General features: G+C 60.9%; 2 protein-coding genes. One reads left to right on the top strand and one right to left on the bottom strand.

The annotated features are described in order from the left end of the window. Positions 1-93 precede the first annotated feature (93 nt). Positions 94-996, bottom strand: coding sequence for a LysR family transcriptional regulator (locus tag DCO47_RS26530; RefSeq protein ID WP_042608701.1), 903 nt, complete (start codon positions 994-996; stop codon positions 94-96). 118 nt (positions 997-1,114) lie between these two features. Between DCO47_RS26530 and DCO47_RS26525 the strand changes: the two genes are divergently transcribed. Beyond that, the gene (locus DCO47_RS26525) at positions 1,115-2,389 is read left to right on the top strand and encodes an MFS transporter (protein ID WP_116659268.1); all 1,275 of its coding nucleotides are present in this window, start codon (positions 1,115-1,117) and stop codon (positions 2,387-2,389) included. Positions 2,390-2,427 lie beyond the last annotated feature (38 nt).

Below are 2,427 nucleotides of genomic sequence, written 5' to 3'. Positions count from 1 at the left end.
GCTCCCACAGGGAATAGGGCGTCATACGCAACTTCGGTTTTGACCCGAGATCAACTGTGGGAGCGAGCCTGCTCGCGAAAGCGCCAGCCGCCTTCACACCGTCAGTGGCTCAACCTTGTACGTAAGCAGTTCGACAAACGCCTTGGCCATCGGCGATTTCTGGTCCTTGCGCTGCACCAGCCATACCGCTGAAATTGCCTCGGGATCGAGCAGCGGGCGGTAGACCACGCCGTCGATGCGCATCCGCTGATAGGACGCCGGCAACACCGAAACTCCGAGCCCCGCCGCAACCAGACCGATGATGGTCATCGCCTCCCCCGCCTCCTGTGCAAAATGCGGACTGAAGCCGGCATCGCGGGCCAGACTGAGCAGTTGTGCATAGAGCCCGCTGCCATAGCTGCGCGGAAAGAACACGAAGGGCTCCAGCGCCAGCGCCGAGAGAAACAGGCCTTCGTCGCTGCCTTGGGCCAGTGGATGCTTGGAACTGAGCACCGCTACCAACGGCTCACGCATCAACTCAACCACACTCAATGAATCCGGCAAGCCCAGCGGACGCATGATGCCCACCTCGATCGATTGATCGACCAATGCATCGGCGACCATGGTGCTGCTCATCTCGCGCAGGTTCAGATGCACCGCCGGAAAGCGCTGACGGAAGGAAAAGATCGCCTGCGGAATGGTCGAGTTGAACGGCGCCGAAGAGGTGAAGCCAATCTTCAGCTCGCCAAGTTCGCCAAGCTGCGCGCGGCGGGCGACGTCCGCCGCCTTGTCGACCTGCGCCAGCACCAGCCGCGCCTCTTGCAGAAACAACCTGCCCGCCTCGCTCAACTCGACCCGACGATTGGTGCGCTCGAACAATCGCGCGCCGAGCTGTTGCTCCAGCGCCTGAATCTGCTGGCTCAGCGGTGGCTGGGAAATGCCCAGCACCTGCGCGGCGCGGCCGAAATGCAGCTCTTCGGCGACGGCAATGAAGTAACGCAGATGACGCAGTTCCATGGGGGCTCCAATAGGTCGTCAAAGCTATCAAACAGGTCGAACAATATATTGGATAGAAACATTAGCCAGCTATATGATTTTTTCATTGCCTGCCCGGCTATGCTTTCCGAGGTCTGAAGTGAAAACTGCTGTCGCGCCCCTTGCCCACGAAGTCCCGCCCTCTGCCGGCGACGATACCCTCGCCGAGCTGCAGGAGATCTACATCAAAAAAGGCACGCCGGCGTTCATGCGCACGGTGCTGGCGCTGTTCTGTGGCGGCTTTGCGACGTTCGCCCTGCTCTATTGCGTGCAACCGATGATGCCGCTGCTTTCGCACGAATACGGAATCAACGCGGCGCAGAGCAGCCTGATCCTCTCGGTGGCAACCGGCATGCTGGCCTTCGGCTTGCTGATCACCGGGCCGATTTCCGACCGCATCGGCCGTAAACCGGTGATGGTCGCGGCGCTGTTCGCTGCCGCGTTGTGCACCATCGCCAGTTCGATGATGCCGAGCTGGCACGGCGTGCTGATCATGCGCGCGTTGATCGGTCTGTCGTTGAGCGGTCTCGCCGCAGTGGCGATGACTTATCTGAGCGAGGAAATTCATCCACAGCACATCGGCCTGGCGATGGGTTTGTACATCGGCGGCAACGCGATCGGCGGGATGAGCGGGCGCTTGATCACTGGAGTTCTCATCGACTTCGTCAGTTGGCACACAGCGATGCTGGTGATAGGCGGCCTGGCGCTGATCGCGGCGGCGGTGTTCTGGAAGATCCTCCCGGAGTCGCGCAACTTCCGCGCCCGCTCGTTGCACCCGCGCAGCCTGCTCGATGGCTTCACCATGCACTTTCGCGACGCCGGGCTGCCGCTGCTGTTTCTTGAGGCGTTTGTGCTGATGGGCGCGTTCGTCACATTGTTCAACTATATCGGCTATCGCTTGCTGGCCGCGCCGTACAACCTGGATCAGGTATTTGTCGGTTTGCTCTCGGTGGTCTATCTGTCTGGGATCTACAGCTCAGCGAAGATCGGTTCGCTCGCGGACAAGCTGGGACGGCGCAAAGTGTTGTGGGCGACCATTGCGCTGATGTTTGCAGGGCTGGTGCTGACGATGTTCACGCCTCTGTTGCTGGTGATCATCGGCATGTTGGTGTTCACCTTCGGCTTCTTCGCCGCGCACTCGGTGGCGAGCAGCTGGATCGGCCGGCGCGCATTGACGGCCAAGGGACAGGCCTCGTCGCTGTATCTGTTCAGTTATTACGCCGGTTCGAGTATTGCCGGGACGGCGGGCGGGGTGTTCTGGCATCTGGGCGGGTGGAACGGGATCGGCTTGTTTATCGGTGCGTTGTTGCTGATCGCGCTGCTGGTGGCACTGAAGCTGGCGAAGCTGCCGCCGTTGCAGGGTGTCAAAGCCTGACATAAAACCCCTGTAGGAGTGAGCCTGCTCGCGATAGC

Source organism: Pseudomonas sp. NDM, from assembly GCF_003105095.1.
Lineage (GTDB): Bacteria > Pseudomonadota > Gammaproteobacteria > Pseudomonadales > Pseudomonadaceae > Aquipseudomonas > Aquipseudomonas moraviensis_A.
The sequence above is the reverse complement of the archived record's forward strand: the minus strand, read 5'-3'. Positions and strand labels throughout refer to the sequence as shown.

Excerpts from the sequence above, each read along its gene's own strand:
- DCO47_RS26530 (WP_042608701.1), bottom strand. The coding sequence starts at position 996 with ATGGAACTGCGTCATCTGCGTTACTTCATTGCCGTCGCCGAAGAGCTG.